The sequence below is a fragment of the Pseudoalteromonas sp. UG3-2 genome (assembly GCF_037120705.1).
GTDB lineage: Bacteria > Pseudomonadota > Gammaproteobacteria > Enterobacterales > Alteromonadaceae > Pseudoalteromonas.
Window position 1 is genome coordinate 234,922 of the sequence record NZ_JAWLJU010000002.1, and the last position, 21,422, is coordinate 256,343.

General features: G+C 44.8%; 18 protein-coding genes. 15 read left to right on the forward strand and 3 right to left on the reverse strand.

Annotated elements, in window-relative coordinates; genetic code table 11:
- The first annotated feature begins 92 nt into the window (after positions 1–92).
- The 10 genes from R3P39_RS04385 to tnpB all read left to right on the forward strand — a co-directional run bounded on the left by R3P39_RS04385 (position 93) and on the right by tnpB (position 6,048).
- Positions 93–959 carry a DDE-type integrase/transposase/recombinase gene (locus R3P39_RS04385; protein ID WP_336565889.1) on the forward strand — a complete coding sequence of 289 codons (867 nt, stop codon included), beginning with the start codon at positions 93–95 and terminating at the stop codon, positions 957–959.
- Entirely contained in the window at positions 952–1,110 is a 159-nt protein-coding gene (locus tag R3P39_RS04390; protein ID WP_336565890.1) for a tyrosine-type recombinase/integrase, read from the forward strand. Before R3P39_RS04385 ends, R3P39_RS04390 begins: the two co-directional genes overlap by 8 nt.
- Before the next feature lie 87 nt (positions 1,111–1,197).
- Positions 1,198–1,530 (forward strand): type II toxin-antitoxin system PrlF family antitoxin, encoded by a 333-nt coding sequence (locus tag R3P39_RS04395; protein WP_336565891.1) that lies wholly within the window; start codon positions 1,198–1,200, stop codon positions 1,528–1,530.
- Between the two features lie 20 nt (positions 1,531–1,550).
- Positions 1,551–2,006 carry a type II toxin-antitoxin system YhaV family toxin gene (locus tag R3P39_RS04400; RefSeq protein ID WP_336569236.1) on the forward strand — a complete coding sequence of 152 codons (456 nt, stop codon included), beginning with the start codon at positions 1,551–1,553 and terminating at the stop codon, positions 2,004–2,006.
- Positions 2,007–2,064: 58 nt separating this feature from the next.
- Complete coding sequence (locus R3P39_RS04405; RefSeq protein WP_336565892.1) at positions 2,065–2,676, forward strand: RHS repeat-associated core domain-containing protein; 612 nt, start codon at positions 2,065–2,067, stop codon at positions 2,674–2,676.
- Between the two features lie 563 nt (positions 2,677–3,239).
- On the forward strand, positions 3,240–3,629 hold the full coding sequence (locus R3P39_RS04410; protein ID WP_336565893.1) for a hypothetical protein: 390 nt from the start codon (positions 3,240–3,242) through the stop codon (positions 3,627–3,629).
- 166 nt (positions 3,630–3,795) lie between these two features.
- Positions 3,796–4,185 carry a hypothetical protein gene (locus R3P39_RS04415; RefSeq protein WP_336565894.1) on the forward strand — a complete coding sequence of 130 codons (390 nt, stop codon included), beginning with the start codon at positions 3,796–3,798 and terminating at the stop codon, positions 4,183–4,185.
- Between the two features lie 148 nt (positions 4,186–4,333).
- Positions 4,334–5,032, forward strand: a complete 699-nt coding sequence (locus tag R3P39_RS04420; protein ID WP_336565895.1) for an RHS repeat-associated core domain-containing protein — start codon at positions 4,334–4,336, stop codon at positions 5,030–5,032.
- 411 nt (positions 5,033–5,443) lie between these two features.
- The gene (tnpA, locus tag R3P39_RS04425) at positions 5,444–5,746 is read left to right on the forward strand and encodes an IS66 family insertion sequence element accessory protein TnpA (protein ID WP_336565896.1); all 303 of its coding nucleotides are present in this window, start codon (positions 5,444–5,446) and stop codon (positions 5,744–5,746) included.
- A complete protein-coding gene (gene tnpB, locus R3P39_RS04430; RefSeq protein WP_336565897.1) occupies positions 5,743–6,048 on the forward strand; it encodes an IS66 family insertion sequence element accessory protein TnpB in 306 nt (101 codons plus the stop codon). Before tnpA ends, tnpB begins: the two co-directional genes overlap by 4 nt.
- A 261-nt stretch (positions 6,049–6,309) precedes the next feature.
- Here tnpB and R3P39_RS04435 read toward each other — a convergent pair whose 3' ends face one another.
- Positions 6,310–6,891: a TetR/AcrR family transcriptional regulator gene (locus R3P39_RS04435; protein WP_336565898.1), complete on the reverse strand. Its 582-nt coding sequence runs from the start codon at positions 6,889–6,891 to the stop codon at positions 6,310–6,312.
- Positions 6,892–7,099: 208 nt separating this feature from the next.
- On the opposite strand from R3P39_RS04435, the gene R3P39_RS04440 reads away from it, so the two are divergent.
- From R3P39_RS04440 to recD, 5 genes are all read left to right on the forward strand, one after another.
- On the forward strand, positions 7,100–8,140 hold the full coding sequence (locus tag R3P39_RS04440; RefSeq protein WP_336565899.1) for an alkene reductase: 1,041 nt from the start codon (positions 7,100–7,102) through the stop codon (positions 8,138–8,140).
- 317 nt (positions 8,141–8,457) lie between these two features.
- Positions 8,458–9,483: a GGDEF domain-containing protein gene (locus R3P39_RS04445; protein ID WP_336569237.1), complete on the forward strand. Its 1,026-nt coding sequence runs from the start codon at positions 8,458–8,460 to the stop codon at positions 9,481–9,483.
- A 230-nt stretch (positions 9,484–9,713) separates the two neighbouring features.
- On the forward strand, positions 9,714–12,977 hold the full coding sequence (gene recC, locus R3P39_RS04450; RefSeq protein WP_336565900.1) for an exodeoxyribonuclease V subunit gamma: 3,264 nt from the start codon (positions 9,714–9,716) through the stop codon (positions 12,975–12,977).
- Positions 12,964–16,497, forward strand: a complete 3,534-nt coding sequence (gene recB / locus R3P39_RS04455) for an exodeoxyribonuclease V subunit beta (protein ID WP_336565902.1) — start codon at positions 12,964–12,966, stop codon at positions 16,495–16,497. The genes recC and recB overlap by 14 nt, the downstream gene beginning before the upstream one ends.
- A complete protein-coding gene (recD, locus tag R3P39_RS04460) occupies positions 16,494–18,389 on the forward strand; it encodes an exodeoxyribonuclease V subunit alpha (RefSeq protein ID WP_336565903.1) in 1,896 nt (631 codons plus the stop codon). The genes recB and recD overlap by 4 nt, the downstream gene beginning before the upstream one ends.
- A 134-nt stretch (positions 18,390–18,523) precedes the next feature.
- Here recD and R3P39_RS04465 read toward each other — a convergent pair whose 3' ends face one another.
- Together R3P39_RS04465 and R3P39_RS04470 are read right to left on the reverse strand one after the other, a co-directional pair.
- Entirely contained in the window at positions 18,524–20,704 is a 2,181-nt protein-coding gene (locus R3P39_RS04465; protein ID WP_336565905.1) for a cation:dicarboxylate symporter family transporter, read from the reverse strand.
- A gap of 103 nt (positions 20,705–20,807) precedes the next feature.
- The gene (locus R3P39_RS04470; RefSeq protein ID WP_336565906.1) at positions 20,808–21,296 is read right to left on the reverse strand and encodes a malate synthase; all 489 of its coding nucleotides are present in this window, start codon (positions 21,294–21,296) and stop codon (positions 20,808–20,810) included.
- Positions 21,297–21,422 lie beyond the last annotated feature (126 nt).

Consider the following 21,422-nt stretch of genomic DNA (forward strand, 5'->3'; position numbering starts at 1 on the left):
CGGCAACTCATGGGCTTTTGAAAGTTAGTATCGAAATAGTTCTCTCGATGCGTTAACTATTGTTTAACGACCGGTATCTGTCAAGTTTTTCAGTGTTGATTCTGAAAAACAGTGCTGGCCTGCGCCTTTATTTTAACGAAATAAAGGCATTTAAAATGATTACTGTAATTCAAACCCGCTCGGCGATACGAGCAATAGATGTATTCCCTACGAGCAGTATTCGTAAGTTGGGTCAGCTGGTAGGTGTATCTCATCAAACCATGATGAGATTAAAGAAACGCTGCAAACGTGCAGAGGTTACTCATGAAGAGGCTGAGCAACTAACTGACTCTGAACTCAAGCAGAAACTTTACCCGACTATCACAGAAAACAATAGTTATAAGCGCCAACCCGACGTCGAGTACATAGTGGTTGAGTTAACTAAGCCAAGAGGTAAAGGCAAAACGGCTTCAGTGTTGTATTTGGAATATGTTGCGAAAGATCCAAGCACCGCAATGAGTCGATCGCATTTTTTTCGCATCGTCAATAAAGCATTGAAGCGAACAAAATTAGCGATGAAGCAACTCCACCCTGCTGGTGAGGTGGTTTATATCGATTATGCGGGGCATAAAATTTATTATCATTCTGGTGGTAAAAAAGTGTGGGTCAAAGTCTTTGTTGCTGTGTTGGGTGCAAGTAAAAAGGTCTTTGCTCATGCCACCTATGGTGAGAAAACATTGCATTGGATTGATGGCATGACCCGAATGTTTAATTACTTCGGAGGGGTGACGGAAGTTGTCTCCATGGATAATGCGACAGCGCTTGTTGCTAAGCCTGGTTTGATTGCCAATCTCACTCATAATGTTGCAGCGTTTGGTGAACACTACAACTGCATCATGGATACGTGTCGGGTTGGGAAACCACAAGATAAAGCGCATGCAGAACTAGGCGTAAAATTCGTTAGCTACGACAATGCTTGATAATGGTGCTGATTTGCGTCATGTACAAGAAATGTTAGGTCACGCTGATATTTCCACCACACAAATCTATACCCATGTGTCGCGTTCTAAGCTGGCTGAAGTGTATGGTAAGTCACATCCTTCAGCACTGAGTGAACAGCGACTATTCTGACATACATAAGGGGTAATGCATTTGCATTACTCCTTCTTTCATATTAAACTGTAAACAAAAGTCTGTATATCATATTGAGAGGTTATTATGTCTCAAGTTGCTTTAGAAGCAGAATCTACACTGACAGATCGTTTTCAAACCACAGTGCCTAGTCCTGTTCGTCAGGCATTGCACTTAGGCAAGAAAGACAAAATTAAATACGCTATTCAGTCAGATGGTAGCGTGATTATTTCTCGTGCTCATGTGGCACAAGAAAGTGATCCTGTTCTTGGTGAATTTTTGTCGTTTATCGCTAGTGACATGCAAGCTCATCCAGAAAGACTACAACCACTCACCGCAAGTATGCGTGAAAGCGTGGAAGCATTGGTTGAAGGTGTTGAGATAGATTTAGACGCGCCACTAATGGATGAGGATGAATAGTTTTGTCGCAAAGTATTCCAATGGTTGTAAATGGTTGGACACTTTACACTCATCCATTATTTTCAGAGCAGTATTTAGAACTAAAAGCCCAAGTAGAAGACCTTAAGGAAAAAGATCCTACGGGTTACGTAAAGAAAAATGCCACTAAACGGTTAGCGGCTATTCAAAAGCTGATTTTTCAAGTGATCCCACAAGATCCAGCCAGTCCAGATTTTCGCCAAGGAAGTACCTTAGGAAGTGATAATAAACATTGGTTTAGAGCAAAGTTCTTCCAGCAATATCGCTTATTTTTTCGTTATCACTTGGAGTCGAAAGTTATCGTATATGCATGGGTGAATGACGAGAAGAATAAACGAGCATACGGCAGTAAGACGGATGCTTACAAAGTGTTCGAAAAGATGTTAAAGTCAGGTAATCCTCCAGAGGGATGGGATGATCTTTTAAAAGCAGCCAAGGACGAAACGCTCTCTCCATAAGCAAACCGCTTGTTTTTCCACAAGAAAATAGTCTGGATCGTATTTCCGATTATTTTATATGCAGGCACGATACTATGATCCAGTGATTGGGCGTTTTTATTCTAATGATCCGGTGGATGTGCTAGGACACATGGGGAGCGGAAATCCCATTCATGGATTTAATAGATTTTCCTATGGAAACAACAACCCATATAAGTTTATAGATCCTTCAGGAATGGCTCCTGAGGATGTGTTTAAACCCTTAAGAGACTTGTTTAGTAGTCCCCAAAAGCAAGCGACCCAGCTAAAACAAGATGCTGGTGCGTTGGCCAAAAGAGCCGGAGAGGGGGCTGTTAATGGAGCCAAAATTGCTGGTGATGCTACAAAAGAAAGCTTGGGGACCGCTAGCACAGTTGCGGGACTTGTTCCGGGCGGTCAAGGGGTATCGATTGCGCTGGCTGTGGCTGATGCAATACTTAACGATACGATGACAAGTACCACGTCAGCTACTACGTCCGCCCTAACAGATGTTGCTGCAACAGATATCGCCAGTGATTCTGGGAAGGTCAAACCAACTAACAAGGTAACAGCAACAATTTATGCAGTTTCACAAATCGTTGGTATTGTAAGTGGCGAAGTACAGGCTGGTAATGAAGCGCAAAACAATAAGGTAGATAAAGATGATGAGTAAGCTTCGCGGTATAAACCTGATCTTATTGGGCTTATCTATATTGTGTGTTTGGTATATTTAATTCTCATTTGATCGTGGCTTCATTGGCTTGAGAGGGAGCCGCTTTGAGATGGATACATCACCAATGCTTTTTTGGCTTGGAATCATTTTTGTAGCAGGGTTTGCCTGCTATTTGTTGTACTTGGTTTTTTTTGATAAAAGTGATTCAACCAAAGACAATGAAAAAGATTAACTAAGCACTAATAGTTTTTTTGAATCCAAAGCCTCGCACTAGCGGGGCTTTGCTTTATCTAGCTTTGGTAGGTTTGGGTTTTATTTTTAATACGGGCTTAATGAGTTACGATACTTTCCAACTAAAATTAATACCTTAGTAAATTTTTTGAGCTTAAATAAGGAATGTAAATATGGGAATAACAAGGAACGATACGCTGTTACATTGGAATTTTTTTCTGGCGTTGGACGCTGAAGGAGGCGTTACTAGAACGAACTCCCAAGTATATAAAACCACAATCATTGCTGATGTTGTAAATGAAGTGAAATCTTGGTTCGAGTAGGAGTGCCCCATGATAGTTTTTATCTTTATAGGATTGTTCTTGGTTGACTACTTGTACTTCGGATTTTTGTCATATGCCTTTACTCAAAACCGGATGAAAAATAGCTTTGAGTATATATTTAGGTGTGCTGGAATTTTTACATATAACAGGCAAGGAGGGTTGAATTATTTTTCTGGCTCATTATCAAAAATAGGCTTTAAAAGTAATGAAATAGTGCTTGGGATTACTAAGCTTTCGTACCACAAAAAGCTTTCTGATATTAAAGCAATTGAAGTTAAAAGTTATTTATTATGGAAATGCTTAGTTATCAAGTTAGGCAATGGAGAAACTGCCAAAGTATTTTGTGATACAAAGCAAATTAAAGAACTTGAAAACTACTTGAGTAAGTTTAGTAGTTAAGTCTTACTGCTGAATCCAAAGCCTCGCACTCGTGGGGCTTTGTTTTATCTACACCGCTTTTAATTGCTCTAACGTGCGCACGACTCGTGATGCGGGCAGCGAGTTGACCCTAAAGCGACAACTCGACAAGAGATAAGAGCTGCGCGAAAGTATCTGGAGAAACAGAATGGATAAAAACTTTACTGTAGGACAGAGCAATGAATTAGTTGTAAATGATATTTTTTATGACCTTCATAATGTTTATCAGTTAAAGGATTTAACTTTTGACGGAAATGAATTGCGAATTCTTTTTGAATTAGATGGTAAAGAGCTGGAATTACCAAAGCAGTTGGTTTTGGTTTTTGATGGCGTAACATTTCTTCAATTTAGTGACGAAATAAATCCAAAACGCTTCTGGGCGGTTGAAGAAATGGGCTATAAGAGCTTTGATGATTTTGATGACGATTGGTTAGCAACTGAACAGCAATCAGAATTCAAAGATCATCTCTTTATCAGATTAGTTGGTAATGGTTTTATAAGGGTTTACAGCAAGCACGCGAAATTGGTTGAATTGTAATTCATACTTTTGAATCCAAAGCCTCGCACTAGCGGGGCTTTGTTTTTATACTCTCAATAAGCCTAAATCCATTAACTTAGCTATACTGATAACTTACTGTATAACAGAAATTTTATTGATGAATAGTTATGGTTCGTAGTGTCGATAAATGTATATGCAGGCACGATACTATGATCCAGTTATCGGGCGGTTTTACTCGAATGATCCGGTTGATGCGATGGGGCATATCGGTCGTGGGAATCCTGTACATGGTTTTAATAGATATACATATGCCAACAATAACCCTTATAAATACGTAGACCCTGATGGTGAGTTTGGTATTCTTGGGGCATTTATCGGTGCAGGTGTTGAGACTATTGGTCAACTTGCAACGAATGGTGGTGATTTTTCAAAATTGGATGTTTCGGATATTGCTGAAGCTGCTGCCGTTGGCGCGGTCACTGGTGGTATTGGAGGTAGAATGGCGCAGAGTGCAGCAAAAGGCTTAACTTCTGCTAAGGAAGCAGTTTCTATAACCGCTAAATCATCAGCTCTAGCTAATGGCTATGGCTCTGTTGCTTCAGATTTACTAAACAACCAAGAGGTGTCACCTACAAAAGCTTTATTTTCAACAGCAGGAGGTGCAGTGAGTGGTTTAGTCGGTGGAAAGGTTTCGAACCAAATGGCTAGTAAACTGAACTCAATAGGATCTAGTGGTACTGTTGCTTCGAGTGTTGCTGGTACAACACATAGCTCTTTTGTTGGTAAATCTTCTTCTGCTGGTTCAGGTATAACAACTGGAACAGATGTAGGAGTTAATGTTGGTATTAAAGAGGCCACTAAACCCGACGATAAATTTTTAGAGTGATTATTTAAATGAACTTCTTTAGATTACATTCACAAATATTATTCACCCATTTTGGGGTTTCAATTTTTACTGGTGGAATGATTTGGTGGTCGCAAGGATTTAAAAAGGGATTTCTATTTGGAATTCTATATTTCTTATTTATGCTTTTGGTTCATTTATTTATATATCATAAGCATAAAACTGAATACGGTAAGAATGAATTTAAATAGTAATGCAGAAGGGGGCAGGTCTTGCGAGTTGAACTCAACTGACTCAGCAAGCTCCAATATTTGAATCCAAAGCCTCGCACTCGCGGGGCTTTGTTTTTTCTGGCGGTGGTGGCTTGGAATTTGTGTCCGTCCGCTAAACCACACCTAGTAACCGCGGTTTTATAAAGGTAGCTTTAAACTCCAATCAACCATGGAGTAAAACATGCCTAAACATAGAACTGCCGAGCTGTGGCAGCAACTGATTGAACAGCATAAACAAAGTGGCTTATCTGTTCGCGCCTTTTGCCAAGAGCATCATCTTAGTGTCACAACATTTTATGACCGCCGCGCCAAATTAAAAGAAAATCAAGCCACGCGCAGCGAATTTGCTACTGCGAAGACTGAGGTGGTGAAGCCACCCACAACGAAAAGCTCAATATTCCTCTCATGTAAAGGAAGTAAACTGGAGTTGCCTGCAACCACAGACGCTATCTGGCTCGCTCATTTAATCAAGGCGCTGGCATGATCAACTGGAATATTGATAGCGTGTTATTACATCGCCAACCGGTCGATTTTCGCAAATCTATCAATGGCCTCGCTGCCATTGTCGAGCAAGAAGTCGCTGAGTCCGCCATGAGTGGCAAGGTGTTTGCCTTTTGCAATAAAAACAAAGACAAACTCAAAGTGCTGTATTGGGATAAAACCGGCTTTGCTTTGTGGTACAAGCGCCTTGAAAAAGATAAGTTCAAGTGGCCCGATAAGGAGTCAGATGATGTGATTTCGCTCACTGTCGAGCAGTGGCAATGGCTACTACAATTAATGAACTGAGTTCTCGATAACTTTTCCCATCAATTTCATACACAGTGAGCCGTGCAGTTATTTGCTCTGGCAAACCGGTAAATTTGCGCCTAGCCTGAGGGCTGGTATGGATAGTAACTATTTTATCATGGTCGCTGATATCACGCTCAATTTGGTATTGTAAGTCCTTTTTAGCTGGTAGCATCCAATGTGTATTCTGCCTTTGCCATTGATAAAATGATTTGCACTTTGGCGCAGAGTTGGCTCACGACGGGCAATAGTATTATGTTGCTAAGTTATTGCTTGAAGTACGATCTGCTCGGCGAGTTGTTGTAAAATTTCTGGGCTCTGGTTGGTGACTGCATAGGCTCGCAGGCCATAGACATTGACGACAAAAAGCCGTGCTTTGTTGGTGGCTTCAGGGGATGGAAGAGCAGTGCCTTTGGGCCAGTGAGTCACAAACTGTTGCTGGATCAGCGCTTCAAATTGATGCAGGTGGCTTTGCAATGCGGCTTGCACCTCAGGCTCACTTTCGCCAATCTCATGCAATGTTTTGGTCAGTAAGCAAACCTGCTTAGCTTCAGCTGCTAAGCACTCTTTGACTAAATCAGCCAAAAAGTGAGTTAGGGCTTGTTGCAAGCTGCTGCAGTCAGCAAATAGTGCTTTGTAGTGAGCCAGTCGATCGATTTGATACTGGTTGATGGCCTCTAACAATAGGCCTTTTTTGTTTTTAAATGCACAATAGATTGAGCCAGGGTGAAGCCTTGTGGCTGCGGTTAATTTGGGCATACTCGCTTGATTATAGCCATAGCGCATAAACACGTGCATTGCGTTTCGCAGCACTTGTACTTTATCAAAATCCGCTGTTCTCATGCCGGTGTTTGTTTCACTGTAGCGATGGATGGTGCCATTATAGCAATTATTTGCGTTATCTTCTGCGTTGTTGAGAGTGATTGCTCGCTAAGATTGAGGGTTAGATCAATTTTTCACCCTGTAGTTAAGACTTTATTTTGTTGCAGGTATTGAATAGCCATTCAAGAACCCCCAATCTTGAATGTACATTCAAATATAAGGAGTGAGTATGACTCGCAGTCTTTTTGATTCAGTGAAACTGAATAACTCCATTTCACTTAAAAATAGAATCTTGATGGCACCACTGACTCGCTGTATGGCGGACGACGACTTAGTGCCAACAGATGCCATGGTAAACTACTACGCTAAGCGTGCCAAAGCCGGTTTGATCATTGGCGAAGCCACTATTATTCGCCCTGACGCCCAAGGGTATCCCAACACGCCCGGGTTATTTACTCAAGCGCAAATCGCTGGCTGGCGCAAGGTGACGGATGCAGTGCATGCCAATGGTGGCAAGATGTTTGCGCAACTTTGGCACGTAGGTCGTGTTGCGCACCCATACTTCTTTGATGGCGAGGTGTTGGCGCCATCTGCTATTGGCATTGAAGGCACTGTGCCTAGAATGCGCTCACTTAACTATCAAACCCCAAAAGCGGCAACGCAACAAGAGATAAAGCAGTTGCAGCAAGATTACGCTAAAGCCGCTGAGAATGCCTTAGAAGCAGGCTTTGATGGCGTTGAAATTCATGGTGCCAATGGTTACTTAATCGATCAATTCTTGCACCATGCCGCCAATGTGCGTGATGACGAGTATGGTGGTTCACCTGAGAATATGAGTCGTTTTGCACTAGAGGTAGTGGATGCGGTGGTCGCTCGTATTGGCGCTGACAGAGTCGGTTTACGTTTGTCGCCAGGCGCTTACTTTAATATGGACGGGGATGAGCGAGACAGAGCGGTATTCGATTATCTAGTGAAAGCACTAAACAGCCGTGAGCTTGCCTACTTACATGTGGGCATATTTGACGATGCCATGACATTTGATTATCTCGGTGGCAGTGCTTCTGAGTATTTACGAAGCCTCTATCAAGGAACCCTAGTTGGTGTTGGCAGTTTCACACCAGAGACCGGAGCGGCGGCTATTGAGCAGGACAAGTTTGACTTACTAGCAATAGGCAGGCCCTTTATTGCCAATCCAGATTACGTTGACAAAGTGGCCGCACAGCAACCGCTTACCCCCTATGATGAGTCTATGCTCGCCACCCTAGACTAAGGCACTGTTAATAAAGTGAATTGCTGTAACTGACTTTGCTTTTTTAAATATGCCAAATGGAATGTTTGGCATATTTCAACTCATTACATATGCTTTGCTAAGTAGGCAATAATAATCTAATTGTTGTCATATGGTTTAGTGAATATATTTTCTGGCTAGGTTGGCTTGCTAACCTTTTCTTGAAATATTTAACTCTTAGCTTACGTTGTTATTCCTTTAAATTTAATATAACTAAGAATAAAGGCGTATCATTGCGTTCAATTTTGCTTGAATTGTGTAATAATAAGCCAGCTTAGCAGTCATGAGTGCGTCGGTATATGCAAGAAGATTTATTAAATTCAGTCATTAAAATCACTAAAACCAGAGACATTGACTCGCTTGAGTACAGTCTGGTTTCAACCATCCAAGAGTTCATCGGTTGTGAAGAGGTTGCGGTCTATAAAGACTTACAGGTTCCAGGCGAGTTTGTCATTGAACGCAGTCTATTGTTGAAAAAAGTGTCAGAAAAAGAGTTTGACTGGCAAGAGCGTTCCTTGGTGAAAGAGACCGATAAAGAACTGATCTCGTGTTTACAGTCCGCTTGTATTATTACCGTGCAAGAGCGAAGTGGGCTAGAGCATCGCTGGGTGCCGATAAGTTTGCTAGACAAGCCGGTGGGGGCCATAGCGGTGGTAAGCAATGGCTTAGCCAGCTCAGATCAGGTACTGCTTAATGCCTTTTGCCGCATATTTGAAAACTACCTCACCATTTTGCATGAAAACGAGCGCGACAAGCTGACCGGTTTGTTAAACCGGCAAACCTTCGAAAAACGCCTTAAGCAGCTGATTGAAAAGCAGGTAATTAAACAGCACAAAACGGTGCGTCATGGCGATGCGCGTAGCATTCATAAAGGCTCGACTTCATGGCTTGCTATCATGGATATTGATCACTTTAAAAAAGTGAACGACAACTATGGTCATGTCTGCGGCGATGAAGTTTTGCTGCTGTTAGCGCAAAAAATGCGGCAGTTTTTCCGCTCCACGGATTTGCTATTTCGTTTTGGTGGCGAAGAGTTCGTGCTGGTTTTTGAGCCCACCGACTTTGACTCCATCAAGAATAAAATGGACCAATTTATGGAATTGGTGCGCAATACCCATTTCCCGTTTGTGAAAAAACTGACCGTGAGTGTGGGGATGTCGCGGATAAGTCCCTATGACTTTCCCATCACGGTATTAGAAAACGCCGATAAAGCGTTATATTATGCCAAAGACCATGGCCGCGATCGTTTATGTTTTTATGACGAGCTACTTGAAGCGAAAGAAATCGAAGAAAAAGATGAAAGCAGTGATATCGATCTTTTTTAGAGCCAAACTGAGCGCTCATACCCAGCGCGTCGGCTAGTTCATCATCGCTAAAAGGATTTAGCTGGCTTTTTAGCAATTATGCATACTTTTTTATTGCTCAACTGAAACTCCTCCTCTGGTAAAGAATTAAAAAAGCGCTGTCAAACTGCACTGTGCGACCTTGCCACTATCGCTATAAATGTCAGTTTTCGCTACACTAGTTAAAAGTGTTTAACTCCTTGGCAGACAACATGTTACATATCATTCAGTCGAATAGAATGGAGATCCTTCAGGCGCAGCTTTGCACCTTGGTGAAAACCGCACCACTGACTAGCCCTTTTGCCAAAGAGGTGGTGTTAGTGCAATCCCCCGGCATGTCTGAGTGGTTAAAGCTGGGTATGAGTAAACACTTAGGTGTTAGTGCGCAAGTGGACTTCCCCTTACCTTCTAGTTTTATTTGGGGGTTATATCAAACCTTTATTGCGGACGTACCCAAAGAATCGGCGTTTAATAAAGCGAATATGACGTGGAAGCTATTTTCACTACTCCCTGACTGTCTAGAGCATGGCGCGTATCTGCCACTGAAACAATACTTGGGTGAGGACCCAAGCGGCATTAAGTTGTTTGCCTTGTGCGAGAAAATTGCCGACGTTTTTGACCAATATTTGATGTATCGCCCGGAGTGGATAACGGCATGGGAGCAAGGGCAAGACGAGCTAGCGGATGTTAATGTCAAAGAGCTGGCACCTTGGCAGCCGGATCTTTGGCGACGATTACAACAGCAGGTTGAGCAGTTGCAGCAAAGTCCTTATCACCGCAGTAATATGCACCAACAATTGTTGGATGCTTTAGCGGCAGCCGATCCGAAACAGCTCCCAGAGCGGATCTGTATATTTGGGCTTTCTGCCATTGCCACCAGTCAATTAGAGATTTTCCAAGCCCTGGCGCAAAAAACCGAGGTGTTTTTATTCTTTTTTAATCCCAGTGAACATTACTGGGGGGACCTGGTTGATGAAAAAACCCAAGCAAAAATCAGCGCTAAATACGCAAAAATGCCCAATATAGCGGCTCAAGAAGGAGAGTACTATTATATTGGTAACCCACTTTTATCGTCGTGGGGCAAGCTGGGTCGTGACTACTTTGAGCAACTGCTGCAGCTTGATGCCAGTTGGATAGATAGCTTTGATGACGATTTTTGCGACACTTTATTGGCGAATATTCAAGCGGAAATCTATCAACTGGCTTTTAAAGGGCAGTCGTTAACCAGCGACAGTCATTGGTTTGTCAGTGATGAAGGCAAGTTACCTGTCTCTTCCACAGATCGCAGTGTGGTGTTTCAGGACTGCCATACACCGCTGCGTGAAGTTGAGCGCTTACATGATTATTTACTCGATTTGTTCGCCAACAACCCGGCACTGACGCCCAAAGACATTATCGTTATGATGCCAGACGTTGGCACCTACTCGCCTTTTATTAAAGCCGTGTTTGATGGTTGTGATGACGCACTAAAAATACCTTATGCCATCTCTGACCTTGCCATTGAGCAAGAAAGGCCGATTTTAACTTCCTTTGTCACCCTGGCGGATTTACCCAGTAATCGTTTTTGTGTGTCGGATATTTTAGACTTATTAGGCGTTTCAGCCATCTCTGAACAATTCTCCTTAACAGCGCAAGAATTTGACACCATTCGCCATTGGCTCACCCAAGTGAGCGTTAAGTGGGGTCTCGATAGTGAGCATAAAAGCGAATACGGCTTGCCGAAGATCCCACTCAATACTTGGCAACATGGCCTCAACCGTTTGTTGCTTGGGGTGGCCATGAATGATGAACAGACCCCATTCGAATCTATATACGCTGCGGATGCTGTTGAAGGCATGGCGGTGCAAGTACTGAATAAATTAATCGCCTTTATCGATGCCCTGAGCTGGTTAAAACAGCAGCTCGCCAGCCCGAAAAACTTAGCGGAGTATGCTGCTGTGTTGCGACAAGCCAAACATTGCTTTTACGCCGCGGAATCAGAACAAGGCTGGGATCTCCTGAAACTGGATCACATCATCGATAATATTGAAAAGCACCACCACAATGGCGATATTGAACAAGCCGTGTCGGCGAAGGTATTGGCGTATTTAGTCAGCCAAGGAGTAAAAGAAAAAGGAGTGGGGCAGCGCTTTTTGGCCGGTGCCGTGAACTTCTGTACACTCATGCCTATGCGAGCGATTCCGTTTAAGGTGGTGTGCATGTTAGGCCTCAATGATGCCGATTATCCCCGTACCGTGCAGCCAATTGGTTTTGATCTGGTGTCGCACTCAACTAGGCGCAAAGGCGACCGCTCGCGCAAATTAGACGATAGGTATCTGTTTCTTGAGGCGCTTTTAAGTGCTAGAGAGAACCTCTACATTAGTTACGTTGGTCGCTCTTGTTACAATAACGAAGTGCAGGTGCCCTCAGTGTTGGTCAGTGAATTAACAGAATACATTGGCCGTAGCTTTTATCTAGAAGATAAGCCAAATCGTGATATTGTCGGCCACCTGACGGCTCAGTTGCCTCTGCAGCCGTTTAATCCGCAGCACTTTCAACCTGGGCCGTTGCAAAGTTATAACCCTACTTGGCTGTGGCAAAAGCAACAGCCCAGAGATGAAAACACAGCTACGCAAGCGCTGCCATTCAGCCCCGAAGGGGAAATTGAACTGGATGACTTTTTGCGTGGTGTGTGTGCCCCACAACGGCTATTTTACCAACAAGTACTCGGGGTGAAATTACAACCCATAGCGGAGCAAAGTGACGATGAAGAGCCTTTCGCACTGGAACCATTGGCACGCTATCAGCACCTTGATGAAGTACTGGCATTGCAATTGTCTGAGCGTGACATCAACACCGAACAAGTATTGCAGCGCGGGGTATTGCCGCAGGCGAATATCGGCAAGCTAGAATTAACCGACTTGATGACCCGAGTTATGCCCATGGCGCAGATTGTTAAGCCGTTATTAGCAAAGCCGAAAGACCCAATTGAAGTGAATATGCAAGTGGCGGGTAAAACGCTGGTAGGCTGGCTGGATGGTCTTTATGAAGACCGTCAGGTGTTTTACCGCACTGCCAGCATTAAAGCCAAAGACATTATTCAAGGCTATTTGCGCCACTGTGTGGCGGCGTCGATGGCATTAGACTTGACCACCCATATTGTTGGTTTAGATCAGTCGGTTGTCTTTCAGCCGATGCAGCGTGCGCAGGCAGAACAAAGCATAGCGCAATGGCTGGAGTTTTACTTGCAAGCGTTGACCCAGCCACTGCCTTTTTTCCCTGCAACCAGCTACGAATACGCCAAAAGTGAAGATATAAATAAGGCTTTGAATAAATTCCAACCACAATACATTGGCATCGGTGAATGTGAGGACCCCTACATCGCCTTGTGTTTTGCCGATTTACGCCCTTATGAAGCGGACTTTATGGCTTTGAGCCAGTCGTTGCTGCAACCGGTTGTTGCTGTGGCTGAGGAGGTGCAACATGCAGATGCTTAATGCCATCACCATGGAGCTAGACGGTCAAAGCTTAATTGAGGCCAGTGCTGGGACCGGGAAAACCTACACGATCACGGGACTCTATTTACGTTATTTATTGGGGCTCAGAGGGCAAGATAGCGACGCCACGCCGTTGAATGTCGAGCAAATCCTAGTGGTGACCTTCACTGAAGCGGCCACCCAAGAGATTAAAGACAGGGTGCGTACACGTATTATTCAGGCACGAGATTGTTTACTTGGACAAGCGACGAAAGACGCGCTGATTATGGACGTCTTAGCGCAGGTCAGGGACAAAAAAGTGGCGTTTGATTTACTGGATGCGGCGGCTAAGTCCATGGATGAAGCGGCGATTTACACCATTCATGGTTTTTGTCAGCGGATGCTTAAACAGCATGCGTTCGAGTCTAAGGTGGCATTTAACCTAGAGTTTATTCTCGATGAAAGTGAGCTCATTGACGCCGCAGTGGCGGACCATTGGCGACGTTTTGTCTACCCTTTGGATCAAGATAAAACTCAAGCGGTGCTGGCGCAATTTGCCACCCCTTATGCTTTAGCAAAACAAATCCGGCCGTTGTTAGCACGTGAGCACGCTAAGATCACCCCAGAGTTTTCCCTCGACGAGGTGTTTGAAGCCCGAGAAAAGTATCAAACATTGGCACTGTGGCTGAAAGCTGAAATCGTCAAAGCGGACTACGTAAATATTTTAAAAAATGCCGGTCTTGCTGGCAATCGTGCGCCCGGACGCAAAGCCAACTTGCAAGCACTAGAAGACTATTGTCACAGCGAACAGTGGTGGTTTGAGTTTGGCAGCGCAAAGCACTCTTTTAGTTTGTGGGGCAGTGACAGCCTGGCAGAGCCGAAGCATTACAAAAAAAATGTCACGCCATTGCAACATGAGCTGATCCGTCACTTCGACACCTTGGCTGAGCTTCACCAGACAGTGAGCAATGGCTTACGATTAGCCCTGATACAGCAAGGTGTGGACGCTGTGCGGCAGTTACTCAAGGCACACAAAGAAGAGTATGGCTTAATTGCCCCCGACGATCTTTTGCAACAGCTTTACGCGGCATTGCATGGCAGCAGTGGTGACAGCTTAAGCAACAAAATTGCGCAGCAGTATCCGGTGGCCATGATCGACGAGTTCCAAGACACCGATCCAATCCAATACGGCATCTTTAGCCGTATCTACCAGCATGACAATACGGCGCTGACATTAATTGGGGATCCGAAACAAGCCATCTACGGTTTTCGTGGTGCGGATATATTTACTTACATCAATGCCAAACAAGCCGTGGCGGCACAAAAGCGCTATACCTTGGCCACCAACTACCGCTCAGACAGCGATGTGGTTGCAGCGGTCAATAGGGTGTTCACGCAGCATCCACATAGCTTTATCTACAACCAAGATATTCCTTTTGTGGCGGTTGACGCCAAAGGCAAAAGCGAGGACGAGCAGCTGCTAATACAGCAGCAAAAGCCACCATCACTTTGCTTTACCATCTTGGATGACGAGCAGGGGCTGAGTAAAAATCAAGCGCAACAGGCATTAAGTCAGGTGTTTGCCAACAAAATTGCTAACCTTATCATGCAAGGGCACAGGGGCGAGGCCTGCATTGGAAAAGAGGCGGTGCTGCCAGCCAATATTTGTGTACTGGTGAGAGACCGTAATGAAGCCTCCTTAATCAAGCGAGCCTTAGCACAGCGCAATATTGCCAGTGTTTATCTTGCCCGCGACAGCGTATTTAATCAGCCGCTTGCGGCGGCCATTTATCAGCTTTTGCAGGTGTTACATGGCAGCTATGATGAAGCGGCGCTGCGTGGTGTGTTGGCCGGACCGTTATTTAATCTCAGTCATGAATCGTTATATACGCTGCAGTCAAACGAAAAAGCTTGGCAGGGCTATCTGCAACTGTTTGCTGAGCTAAGCCAGCTTTGGTACCGCTCAGGGGCCATGGCAATGATGGAGCATTTATTGGTAGCCAGTGAGTTGGCGCATAACTGGCAACGCCAAGGCTATGAGGTTGAGCGCTGGTTAACTGACTACCGCCATTTAGGTGAGCTGTTACAGCATAAGCAGCTGGAATTAGATGGCACGGGAAGGGTGTTACGGTGGTTTTTAACGCAGCTAAATAATAGTCACAATGATGGCAGCCAACTGCGCCTAGAAAGTGACGCAGATTTAGTGAAAATTGTTACTATGCATGCCTCCAAGGGCTTGGAATATGACATTGTGTTTATCCCCTTTGCCATTGGCTATCGCGAGGCAGATCAGGCGGTGTACCATCATCAAGATAAGCTAATAATCGACTTACAAGGCGATGAAGCGGCCATGGAGAAAGCGGAGCAGGAGCGTTTAGCTGAAGACATTCGGTTGCTCTATGTGGCGCTAACTCGCGCTGTGCATTACTGTGAATTGGGGCTATACGATGTCCAGCTTGGTCGCAGTAAGCGTTCTGGGATGCATAAAACGGCCCTGGGCTATGCCCTGTTTGGTGCTACTGAGTTCAGCGCGGCAAAAGAGTGGCAGCAGCAAATACAGCAGTTGTGTGCCCAGCATCACGCCATGACTTATGAATGTGTCGCCCTTGATGCAGCTCAACAGCAGCAGGTGCTGGACAATATAGCTGAGGCTGCTGAAACGCTTTCCACCAAGCCATTCACTGGGGTCATTGAGCGCAATTGGCGTACGACGAGTTTTAGCCAATTGAGCTACCATACGCATCACAGTGACAAGCCGGCTGGCGCGGTGGATGAGAATCATTTGTTAGATTTACCAGAGCAGCAACAAGCTCAAACCGCCAGTGCCTATACCTTTCCCAAAGGTGCCAAGCCGGGCAGCTGTTTACATGAAATTTTTGAGCTGATTGACTTTAGCGCACCACACAAGCCTTGCCAGCGAGATAAACTAACCTTGCCCGAGGCGGTCAGTAAAAGCCTGGAAAAGTACGGCATTGCCGACACCTGGCAACAGCCCACCGAAGACTGGATAGCTCAGTGTCTGACGGCACCGTTATTGCCGCATTCGCAATTGCAATTACAGCACTTAACGCCAAACGACTGCATTGTTGAAATGGAGTTTTATTTGCCGCTGAAGCCCATGCAAGCGCCGGCGCTAAATAAGCTGTTGACGGCTATAACTGGCCAGCCCTCTTTTTTGAGCTTTGACAACGTTAAAGGCATGCTCAAAGGTTTTATTGATTTAATCTTTTGCTGGCAAGAGCAGTTCTTTGTACTGGATTACAAATCTAACTACCTTGGCGAGAACAGTGCCGATTATCAGCAAGATAATCTTGAAAGTGCCATGTCTTCTCATCAATATCATTTGCAGTACATGATTTATACGGTGGCATTACATCGCCTGTTGCAACAGCGACTAGCACACTACGATCCTGAACAGCATTTAGGAGGATGTTATTATTTATTTTTACGGGCGCTGCCAGACCATCAAGGAATATACTTTAAACGTTTAACGCTGGAGCAGCTAGAGCAACTGGATGCTTTATTTGGGGAGGCCGTATGAGTCAATTGAGTATGGATTTTGACACCCTTGCTGGAGAAGACTTTGTTGCGTTGTTGCTGGAGCATAACCGGGTTGGTAAAGCCGATATTGCTTTGGCTAAGCTACTAAATCAGCAACAGTTGGACGACTATTTTTTTGTGTTTTTATTGCTACTTATAGCCCATCAAAAGCAACACAGCTGTTTAGATTTACAACAAATAGACGGCCGCGATCCTTTTGAGCTTAGCTATGCAGTTGCTGAACCACAGCCCCCCTTATCGCCATTTATTGCCTTAAACAAGACGCTACAACAGTTAGCTAGTCATCACGCCGTGGGAGAGGGCAAACCATTACAACTTTTTGCAGGGCGTTTATATTTATCACGCTTAGCCCATTATGAAGCCAAGTTGGCGGCTTATTTTGACAAACTTGGCCATGCCCACACCGAGGTGAATGAAGAAAAGCTATCGACCTTGTTGCAGCATTACTTTGCCGACAGCGATGATAAGCCAAACTGGCAAAAACAGGCCTGTGCACTTGCAGCGATTAAGCGCTTTTGTGTTATCACAGGCGGCCCAGGTACCGGTAAGACCACCACGGTGACCAAATTAATGGCGATTTTACAGTCGCTGTATCAAGCGGCCCCTTTGTCGATTAAGCTTGTGGCACCTACAGGTAAGGCTGCAGCGCGTTTAAGTGAGTCCATCATCGGAGCCAAAGCGCGACTCAATTTGCCAGCAGCAGTGGCGGATCTCTTGCCTGAAAGCGCGCAAACCATTCACCGCCTGCTTGGGGTGATCCCAAATAGCGTGCATTACCGTCATGACAACAGCAACCCATTGCACCTAGATGTATTAATCGTCGATGAGGCATCCATGGTTGATTTGTCTTTGATGGCCAAACTGGTAGATGCCTTACCGCAGCATGCGCGGCTAATTTTGCTGGGAGATAAAGATCAGCTCGCTGCAGTGGACACTGGCAATGTCCTCAGTGACTTGTGCGAGGGCTTGGTGCTGGGCTCTGCGCCTCATTATAGTGAAAAGCTGCTGGCGCAATTGCAAACCCTCAGTCAAGAGACACTGCCACCGGCAGTAGCACAGTCACCTAGTTTGGACGACTTTAGCTTAGCGGATAACTTAGCCTTTTTACAAAAAAGTCACCGCTTTAATAGTAACAGTGGCATTGGGCAATTAGCCTATGCAGTCAATAGCAACAGTCGTACTCAGCTTGAGCGGGTAATGAATGCTGGCTTTGCGGACTTAGACTTTTTCGATCTTAATAGTGAACAATATAACGCCATGATAGTGCGAGCGGCTGAGCAATATCGACACTACCTTGAGGCCATTGGTGATGGCGAAGAGGAAGCGCAAATTCACCAATACTTTGGCCAATATCAATTGTTGGCGGCGGTGCGAGAGGGCCCTTATGGCGTCAATGAACTGAACCGCCGAATTGAGTTACGGTTACAACAGCTGGGGTTAATTCAGCCACATGGACGCTTCTACTTAGGCATGCCCATTATGATCAGCCAAAACGATTACCAATTAAAATTATTCAATGGTGATATTGGCATTATTTTAGCTGATGAACAGGGGGAGCTGGTGGCGTCATTTATCGATCAACAAGGCCAATCACGGCACTTCTTCCCAGCCCGACTGCCAAGCTTTGAACGGGTGTATGTGATGACGGTTCACAAGTCGCAGGGTTCAGAGTTTCAGCATACCGCGATGATATTGCCACCATTGCAACGAGCACAACAAGGCATTAATCGCCAGCTTATTTATACCGGCATTACCCGTGCTAAATCGCGATTTGAATTAGTGGCACAAAAAAGAGTGCTGCAACTTGGTATGGAGCGCACCGTGAGCCGAAGTAGCGGCCTTAGACAGCGGTTATCAAAAAAACCAAGTTAATAAATTGTTTATTTCTTGTTTTATTTGTGTGTTGGTATAAGGTTTAAGTGAGCGCATAATTTCATATTCAATTATGCCCGCTCGCCCAGTGAGTAGACTTGCCGCCAGTGCATCCATTAGCTGGCGGCTTTTTTCTAAAACGGCTTTAGTAAATTGTCAGGTGTGAGCTCTAATTGGTCTAGTAATGACCAACGCGCTTGCTTTTGCACACTGCCTTTACCCAAAATCCAGTAATTATAGGTTTTTTCGATTTCACCATTGCTGTGCTGAATACTCAACCAGGCATTAACGTAGCTCAGTATGTCTAAGTTACGTTTAGCAACAGCAAAACCTACTGGATACTGTATGGCTGCTCCTTGCGGGACCACCACACCAAACTCAGGGTAAAACATACTCCAGGCAAAACCGGCTTCAGCACTAATTACCAGGGCATCATAGTCATCAGGATGAGTAAAGTACTGCTTCAGGTTGGTAATGGTGGACACCTTCACTTGAGGGTGGTGTTGCGCTAATTGCTTTAGCAGTGGCGCATATTCAACATGGGCCAAATGCAGCTGTGGCTGAGACAGCAGCGCCTGTTTATCAGCGAAGCGTTTTAAATCATGATCTTTGGCTAGCAGCGCCAATTGTAGCTCTAGCACTTGGTCACTAAAACGCACTCGTTGCAAGTCGGCGACATTTATCTCCAAGCCAGACATAGCAATATCAAAATACCCTTTGTTGAGGTATTCAGTCAGTTGCGGTTTTTTAAATGGAATAAACTCAACTTCGACATCGAGATCGGCGGCCAGACGATGGGCAAGGCTAACGTCAAAGCCAACCAGTTCACCGCGTTGATTAAAATAGCTAAAGGGGACATTATCAACCAAATAACCCACCCGCAGCAGGTTACGTTTTTTGATCACCTCAATGTTGGTTAAAGACAACTCACCACTTTGGTATGCCTTAGGAACGTAATTTAATACGTGGGCAGGTACCGTGTCTGAGATCACCATATTTGCAATGGCTTCATCGGCGGGTTTGGTGTGCTTGGCCAGATAACTGTTGGCAGTAAAGCTGGCCAGCATACCAAGCGGTAACAAGGCACTCAACAGAGATAAATAGTAAACCGAGCGCACACGTTTAAAATGCAACTGCTTACGCTGAATAAAAATACACAGGAACACAAAAGTAAATATGTACACTACTGTGGTTGGCGAGACGATTTTCGCGGTCAAAACCGACATGGACAGATAAATTTGGTACGTGTCTGCAGGGACCCGCAAGACGTCCAGCAAGTATGGAATAGCAATGTGAACATTGGCAAAATAACTCAGCATTGCCGACAAAGAGATATTGGGGATTTGCTCTACGCCAATTTGATTGCCAGTTAACCATGCGGCAAAAGAGACAAAAATTAACGTGGTGAGTTTGCCAAGACTCGGAAACGTATAAGCGATGGGCACCAGCACCTCGGCAATATGATCGGCACTTTCATCACTCTGTTTTATTTTACGCAGGTGGGTTTTAATACCTTCGGTTATTACTGGCAGTACGATAAACACATTGCCGGTACTAAATGCTGTTATCCAAGCATTACGCATTACCCAAATAAGATCGCGATATTTTACTGGAGTTAATGCTGCCACCAGCATCGGCAGTAAAACCAGCATCAAGTAAAGACCAACGCACAGTACCACCACCCAATACACTTGTAAGTTAGACAGCTCCTCGACACTCATGGTCCCTGCGGTGCTGGCCGTCATAGCAAATATGCCCAGCGGGAAAATGGCGATGATCTTCTTTGACATCACCGATAGGCCTTGGCCAACCACCTCTAAGACATCCAGTAAGCGGTGTTTTTTTTGATTGGCAATTAATGCCATACCAAGGGCAATACAGAAGATAACTAAAGCGGGCACGTTGCCCTCAGCCATGGAGGCGAAGGGGTTGGCAGGAATGTATTGGGAGACAAAATCCACTTCTGGTGCCGCGGTAACTAGGGCTGGAGAGAAAAAGGTGCCGGCATCGTGCTGTGGTAAGGTCATAATAAAGCACCAGATCACCGCCAAACCAATGCTCCATAAGGCGATCATCACTAATGCTGCTCTGGCGAGAACGGTTTTTACTTGTTCGGGGTTAAACTTACCCAATCCAACAATGAGGCTGACCACAATATAGGGTAAAATGGTGATTTGCATTAAACTGACAAAGCCAGCACCGATGGGCTGTAAAAATGACACCCGCTCACCAAAAATAAGTCCAACGGCCACGCCCAACAGCAAGGCCCATAGCATCCAATTGATGTTTTTTAAAAAATCTAGCAGCTTAGTCATAGGCTCAATTTAAAAAAGAGCGGTATTGTAATGAGCTTAGCTGAAAATTGCCTGAATACAGCACAAGGGCTGCGCTTTATCAGCGCAGCAATGGATATCCATATTATAAAATGTAGTCGTCGCCACTTTTACTGCGGTAACATGCCTTGCCATAGGGTTGCTGGACGCCATGGAAAAAGCTCATCCACAACTTTTTAAGTTCCGTATTACAGGCTTGCTCTTGTACCGAAGACAGTGGAGTTTCTACTAAAATGTCTTCAATGTGGGCATTGTCAAATTGACCAATGGCACCAGTGCGATTAAACGTTATTTCAATATGACGGCCATCTTGCATTTTTAGTAGCAGGGCTTCTGGGGCTTCACGGTGGCCACATAAGGCAACGAACTGGCGACAGTTTTTTAGCCCGCAGTGACTGCCGTTGGCAAAGAAAGCCAACAGGTGGTTGTAGTAAACCACATAATTGCTCACCTCGGCGTGAGAGCCAAATTCAAGCGGGCATTGCTTGTCTAAATACTGCTTTGCCAGTTCAGTTTGCTGCGCTTTGTCGTTTGTGATTGGGGTTGTTGTCTGTTGTTGTAACTGCGCTGCCATGATCCACCTCACTTGTTCATGTTGTCATGTAATAGGAAATATATTCTGGTTGTTTCGTGTACATTTTGAGTGTAGGGTAAATATTCAAATAATTTCACAAAAAGAATTTCACAGTGTGAATTTCAC

What these genes read in the sequence shown, in the direction of transcription:
- R3P39_RS04470 (WP_336565906.1), bottom strand. Translation starts at nt 21,296, where the DNA reads ATGGCAGCGCAGTTACAACAACAGACAACAACCCCAATCACAAACGAC.
- tnpA (WP_336565896.1), top strand. Translation starts at nt 5,444, where the DNA reads ATGCCTAAACATAGAACTGCCGAGCTGTGGCAGCAACTGATTGAACAG.
- R3P39_RS04400 (WP_336569236.1), top strand. Translation starts at nt 1,551, where the DNA reads ATGGTTGTAAATGGTTGGACACTTTACACTCATCCATTATTTTCAGAG.
- R3P39_RS04410 (WP_336565893.1), top strand. Translation starts at nt 3,240, where the DNA reads ATGATAGTTTTTATCTTTATAGGATTGTTCTTGGTTGACTACTTGTAC.
- R3P39_RS04445 (WP_336569237.1), top strand. Translation starts at nt 8,458, where the DNA reads ATGCAAGAAGATTTATTAAATTCAGTCATTAAAATCACTAAAACCAGA.
- R3P39_RS04395 (WP_336565891.1), top strand. Translation starts at nt 1,198, where the DNA reads ATGTCTCAAGTTGCTTTAGAAGCAGAATCTACACTGACAGATCGTTTT.
- R3P39_RS04465 (WP_336565905.1), bottom strand. Translation starts at nt 20,704, where the DNA reads ATGACTAAGCTGCTAGATTTTTTAAAAAACATCAATTGGATGCTATGG.
- recC (WP_336565900.1), top strand. Translation starts at nt 9,714, where the DNA reads ATGTTACATATCATTCAGTCGAATAGAATGGAGATCCTTCAGGCGCAG.
- R3P39_RS04405 (WP_336565892.1), top strand. Translation starts at nt 2,065, where the DNA reads ATGCAGGCACGATACTATGATCCAGTGATTGGGCGTTTTTATTCTAAT.
- recD (WP_336565903.1), top strand. Translation starts at nt 16,494, where the DNA reads ATGAGTCAATTGAGTATGGATTTTGACACCCTTGCTGGAGAAGACTTT.
- R3P39_RS04415 (WP_336565894.1), top strand. Translation starts at nt 3,796, where the DNA reads ATGGATAAAAACTTTACTGTAGGACAGAGCAATGAATTAGTTGTAAAT.
- R3P39_RS04440 (WP_336565899.1), top strand. Translation starts at nt 7,100, where the DNA reads ATGACTCGCAGTCTTTTTGATTCAGTGAAACTGAATAACTCCATTTCA.
- recB (WP_336565902.1), top strand. Translation starts at nt 12,964, where the DNA reads ATGCAGATGCTTAATGCCATCACCATGGAGCTAGACGGTCAAAGCTTA.
- R3P39_RS04435 (WP_336565898.1), bottom strand. Translation starts at nt 6,891, where the DNA reads ATGAGAACAGCGGATTTTGATAAAGTACAAGTGCTGCGAAACGCAATG.
- R3P39_RS04420 (WP_336565895.1), top strand. Translation starts at nt 4,334, where the DNA reads ATGTATATGCAGGCACGATACTATGATCCAGTTATCGGGCGGTTTTAC.
- R3P39_RS04390 (WP_336565890.1), top strand. Translation starts at nt 952, where the DNA reads ATGCTTGATAATGGTGCTGATTTGCGTCATGTACAAGAAATGTTAGGT.
- tnpB (WP_336565897.1), top strand. Translation starts at nt 5,743, where the DNA reads ATGATCAACTGGAATATTGATAGCGTGTTATTACATCGCCAACCGGTC.